Source organism: Brevibacillus sp. AY1 (genome assembly GCF_029870785.1).
Lineage (GTDB): Bacteria > Bacillota > Bacilli > Brevibacillales > Brevibacillaceae > Brevibacillus > Brevibacillus invocatus.
The window spans coordinates 1-5,343 of sequence record NZ_JAFLPN010000083.1 but is presented as its reverse complement, the minus strand read 5'-3'; the positions used below and the strand labels follow the sequence as shown (position 1 = coordinate 5,343).

At 50.1% G+C, this 5,343-nt stretch carries 3 protein-coding genes; all 3 read right to left on the bottom strand.

Annotated elements, in window-relative coordinates; all coding sequences use genetic code 11:
• Nucleotides 1-135: 135 nt before the first annotated feature.
• Genes JZI27_RS24650 through JZI27_RS24640 form a run of 3 tightly spaced genes read right to left on the bottom strand, consistent with a single transcriptional unit; the run spans nt 136 to nt 5,147 of the window.
• Complete coding sequence (locus tag JZI27_RS24650) at nt 136-3,246, bottom strand: efflux RND transporter permease subunit (RefSeq protein WP_280209807.1); 3,111 nt, start codon at nt 3,244-3,246, stop codon at nt 136-138.
• On the bottom strand, nt 3,243-4,478 hold the full coding sequence (locus JZI27_RS24645; RefSeq protein ID WP_280209806.1) for an efflux RND transporter periplasmic adaptor subunit: 1,236 nt from the start codon (nt 4,476-4,478) through the stop codon (nt 3,243-3,245). Before JZI27_RS24645 ends, JZI27_RS24650 begins: the two co-directional genes overlap by 4 nt.
• A gap of 36 nt (nt 4,479-4,514) precedes the next feature.
• A complete protein-coding gene (locus JZI27_RS24640; RefSeq protein WP_280209805.1) occupies nt 4,515-5,147 on the bottom strand; it encodes a TetR/AcrR family transcriptional regulator in 633 nt (210 codons plus the stop codon).
• Nucleotides 5,148-5,343: the final 196 nt, after the last annotated feature.

The window sequence follows — 5,343 nt, the reverse complement described above, 5'->3', positions numbered from 1 at the left end:
GTGGTTGGTAACTACAAACCCCCACAGTGGACTTTCACCACCTAGTTAATCGCCATGCGTGGCACACCAAGAAAAAAGCCCCCCATGATTGGAGGGCTCCAACAAATCTTTTACCTCTATCGGCTAGCGTAAGGTCTACTCGAGCTCCATTCCCGGCCCGTATAAATCCGGACGCTTTGCCGCTTTTTTCGCCTGCCTTTTCAATTTCCGCTGCATGAGCACGGTGTAGAAAGAGGGGACGACAATCAACGTCAAAAGCGTAGAGAACAGCAGCCCTGAGATAATCGTGATAGCAAGGGGCTGGAACAGTACATCACCGGAAATGGCAAGGGGCGTCAAGCCCGCAACCGCCGTCAGTGAGGTGAGCAGGATCGGACGCAGACGCGCTTCACCAGCCTGAATCACCGCTTGCTTCAATTCAGCTCCCGCATGGCGTGCTTCTTCGATGAACTCGATAAACACGATCCCGTTGCGAACCACAATTCCTGCCAGCGAGATGACTCCCATCATCGTCATAAACCCTAACGGTGTCTGGGTCACAAACAACCCGATCAAGCTGCCAGACACGGCCAGATACACCGTACTCATCACGAGAACCGGTATCGTCAGTGAGTAGAATTGCATCGCGATCAAAATGAGGATCAAAAACACGACCAAGACGGAGAGTTTGCCCATACTGATAAAAATATCCGTCTGCTCCGAGGTTTCTCCGCCGATCTCATAGCGGTAGCCCTCCGGCATTTCCAGTGATTGCAGAATCGGGGTAAGCTCTGTCATCACCTCTGTTGCCGTGCGCCCCTTCAGCTCACTGGAAATCGTCACGCTGCGCGACAAATTACGATGAGGAATAGCCTGTGTGCTAAACGTCGGTTTCACTTCCGCCAATTGTGAGAGTGGGATCAATTCTCCGCGAGCATTGGCCACGCTTAGGCGCTGGAATAACAACGACGGGTCCTCTTCCTCTTTTTGCAAAAACAGCTTCATATCGATGAGTTCTGTACCGTCGTCAAATTGGCTGACGGTAAGCCCTTCGCTCACCAGACGAAGCGTTTGCGACAGCGTGTTGTAGTTGACCAGCTTTTGCTCCATGACGTCCTGATTCACGACAAACTCCAGCGCATAGCGCTCAATGCCGAAGTTATCTTGAACGTCGTAGGTTCCGGCAATTTTGGCTACCTGGTTCTTCACCTGCTCAGACAGCGAGCGCAGCGTTTCAAGGTCTTCCCCGTATACGCGAATCACAACCGGCTTGCCTACAGGCGGTCCCGCTTCCAATTCTTCCGGCAAAATGCTTGCTTCCGGGTACATTTTTTTGAATTCCTCTGTCCACGGTCCCAGCATATCTTTCATTTGTACCTGCTTGTTATCGTAGCGAACTACCAGCTGACCAATCGTAATACCGGTTCCCGCGTCCGTATCGCCTCCGAACATTTTCGGCGCACTACCGCCCGCATAAGAAGCCACAGACTCGATCCCCGGCTGCTTCATAATCCAATCTGACACACTGCGAACGACCCGATCCGTTTCTTCAATACTGTTTCCCACAGGAACGCGAATGTTGACCAAAAACTGAGGGCGATCATCCTTGGGGAACAACTCAATCGGCGTCAAAGGAATCAAACCGTACGCCGCTGTACCGATCAGAACCCCGACCATCCCCGATAACAAAGGACGCTTCAGGATTCTTGGCATCATGCTTCCTGCATACCATTTGGTCAGCAAAGCCAGCTCTTTTCCAAGCAGTCCAGGCGGCTTGCTGTAGCTGCTGCTATCCTTCTTGCGCCTTTGCTCATGCCACTGTCTAAAGATCGGGATAATGGTCAGCGACATGACCATCGAAGCCAACATCGTCAGTGAGATAATGGCTGGAACTGGACGAATAAACTGCCCGACATTGCCATCCAAAAACATCAGAGGTGCAAACGAGGCGATGGTCGCCAAGGTAGCTGTCACAATCGAAATGGATACTTCATTTGCGCCTTTGACGGCTGCTTGCATCGGCTTTTCACCAAGAACAAATCTCCGCCGCTCAATGTTGTCGTTCACCACCACGGCGTCATCCACGAGAATCCCCAACACGATAATCAGCGAAACAATCGAAATCATGTTGAGTGTAATTCCCAGCCCAGGCAAAAACATCATCCCGACTGCAAGGGAGATTGGAATGGCGAGAGCCACCACGAAAGAAGTGACGAGGTTCAACCCGAGTGTACAAATCAGCAGCACCGCTGCTACTGCAATCATCATTTCTTTGGTCAGGTCGCCAAACAAGTCATCTACCCGTTCCTTCTGACTGTAGATGGAGTGCTTTTCCGCCCAGACAGGAAGTGATTTTTCCAGCGTCGCCACCATTTCGTCTACGTTCTTTTGCAGGGAAGGAACATCGCTGCCCGTCTCCGCATTGATGCTGATCGTAAGCGATGGCTTGCCATTGAAATAGGAGGTGGATTTGATCGACTCTGTCGTCAATCTCACGTTTCCGATATCCCTCAAATATACAGGAGAGCCGTCCGGAGCACGTGCAATCAAGATGCGGTTCAGCTCTTCGATATCAGCAAATTCCGCCAGCTTCAGCTGATAGGTGCGATTGTGGCTGGTCAAATCTCCGACCGGGACCCGTTCGTTCTCCGCTTTGACAGCCATCATGACCTGACTCCAGTTGATTCCGTATTGACTCAGCTTTTGTGTATCTACTTCGATCCGTACTTCCTGTTCTGTAAGGCCCATGATCGTCACATCGGCAACGTTGGGAATAGTGCGAAGCTGTCCCTTCCACGATTCCATCATGGAACGCAGGCCGTACAATTCCTCTGTCGTCTCCGCCGTCACCGCCAAGCTCTGGACAAAGGTACGGTTTAAATCGTCATTGATGATCGGCTGCTTCGCGTCAGCAGGCAAGTCAGCTTCAGCGTCCTTCACCTTTTTTCTCAGCTCATCCCATTTTTGCTTGGGATCGACGTCACTTTTGGTCTCTACCAGAATCGAAGAAACCCCGAGCATGGACGTGGAGGATATATAGTTGAGACCCTGAATTTCATTGATCTTCTCTTCCAGCTTTTTCGTGACTGTCTGCTCAACCTTTTCTGGTGAGGCTCCCGGATAGATCGTAGTGACCGTAGCTACATTGACGATAATATCCGGCATCTCCTGCCTGGGCAGTTGGAAGAAGCTGAGAAAACCGACAAGCACGAGCATCACAAAAAACAGCAAGGTAATTTTGCGCTTGCGGACGATGTACTGGATCACTGCGGGGTACCTCCCATCGTCTCTACGGCATCACCGTCGAATAAACGGTCAACACCTTTGACGATCAACTGCTCTCCTTCCGTCAATCCACTGCGTATCTCCAGCTTGTTGCTGACGATTCGCCCAATTTCGACATTGGTTTTCACGGCCTTGCCGTCTTTGATCAGAAAAACATGTGCGTTATCCTTGCCTCTGCTGATCACAGACTCCACCGGAACGTAGATGCCCGCTGCCACATCGATAGGTTTGATCGCCTTCACCACCTGACCGGCAAACCAGTCATGCGCCGGATTTTCGATCTGCACCTCGACCCCGATGGTTCCTGTGCTCTTGTTGGTGGTTGGGTAAATGTTGACCACTTTCCCGTCTCTTTTTTGCCCATACAAGTCAAAGGTAATGACCTCTCCTACATTCCAATTGGCTATTTCCCGGTCCGGTACAGGCAGTACCGCTTTCAGCTGATCGATGTTGCCCACCTGGTAGATTGGTGTTCCGGGGCTAACCAAATTGCCCGCCGATGAGAGCTTGGCGAGAATCGTTCCATGGATGGGAGAGCGCAGATTGGTTTTGGACAACGTATTCGATGCCGTTTCCTGGGAGACAACGGCATGCTGATAACTGGCCTGACTCAGATTCTTATCCTCCGCTCTCGCTCCCTGCGTGATCATCGAGTATGCTTGCTTGGCATTCTCCAGGTCTTTTTGAGCGATGCTCAAGCGATTTTGCATGTTTTCAAAATCACTTTTGGAAATTGCGTTTTCCTGATAGAGCTTTTCGATTCGCTGAAAATCCTCCTGAGCCTGCTCGAAGGCGATTGTCGCTTTTTCTACCAATAGCCCTGCTTGCGTCACCTCTTGCTCACGAGCCCCGTTCTGCACCTTGTTCATGCTGGCTGCACTTTGCTGAACCACAGCGCTGGAAGCAGCTACCTGCAGCTCGTAATCCTTGTCGTTGATACGTGCCAGCAGATCGCCTGCCTTCACATTGTCGCCTTCGTTTCTCTCCAGTTCTACAATGCGTCCCCCTACCTCAAATGAAACCAGCGCTTCTTCTTTCGGCTGCAAGGTGGCTGAAAGCTCGGATACTTGCTGCAGCTGCTCCTTTTTTACCGCTTCGACGACGACTGACTTCGTTTCCTTTTGAAGGGAAGCTGTCTCTTGGGAGTTGCTGCATGCTGTTGTTGCCAGAATTCCAACCATGACAATAGGTATAAGCCAACGTGCTTTTTTCATGGTACACTCCGCTCCTTTTTCAGATCCATTCTCTATTTAGGTACGGTTCAAAATGCCACCTAGCATGATATCCGTTGTTTCTACAAACAATTCTTCCTCTGTTACCTTCAGGTCAAATTCAATATGTAATCGATACTTGGCCATAAAAGCGTGAAAGAAAGTGGAGATGAACATAGCGGATACGGACCACGTGTTGAGAGACTGCGGCAAATGTCCCTGCTCTTGAAAGCCCTTCAGCTTGATGTCCAAAAGCTCGATGGCTGAGAGAGGCAGGTTACTGAACAGCTTGCAAACCTCCGGATAGTTGTCGCATTCCATCAGGCTGATCATGATCAGTTCTTTTCGATCCACCATCAGCTGATAATACGTACGGCCGTAATCAATCAGCATTTCCCTCAGCTGGCCAAAGTCGCCTTGGAGGCTATTTTCGAGTGGCTTACGCACGTCCAGCATCTCGGACAATAGCTCGACCACAATCCCCTTTTTGTTGGTAAAATGGCGGAAAATCGTCACCTCATTCACGCCTGCCAGCTCGGAAATCTTGCGCGTCGTCGCTCCTTTAAACCCTTTTTGGGCCATCAACTGGCTCGCAGCTGCCAGGATGCGCTGACGTGTTTCCAGTTCTTCACCTTTCCCTTCCAGAGAAACCTGTTTTTTCTGGTCCTCCAACAAACTTCACCTCTTTTTCATGCAAGTACTTACTTTCATCAGAAATTTCCAGAATCAGTATATATCTTTATGCGATGCGTGTAAACACTTGCATGCATATTCCGGTAATTTTTTTCCGTGCTTTCACTAGCGTTGCATAAATCTTTTCACATCATTAAAAATCACCATAATCTTCTGTATTCAAGTGTTCACGAGC

Coding starts and splice junctions, on each gene's coding strand:
- JZI27_RS24645 (WP_280209806.1), bottom strand. CDS start 4,478: ATGAAAAAAGCACGTTGGCTTATACCTATTGTCATGGTTGGAATTCTG.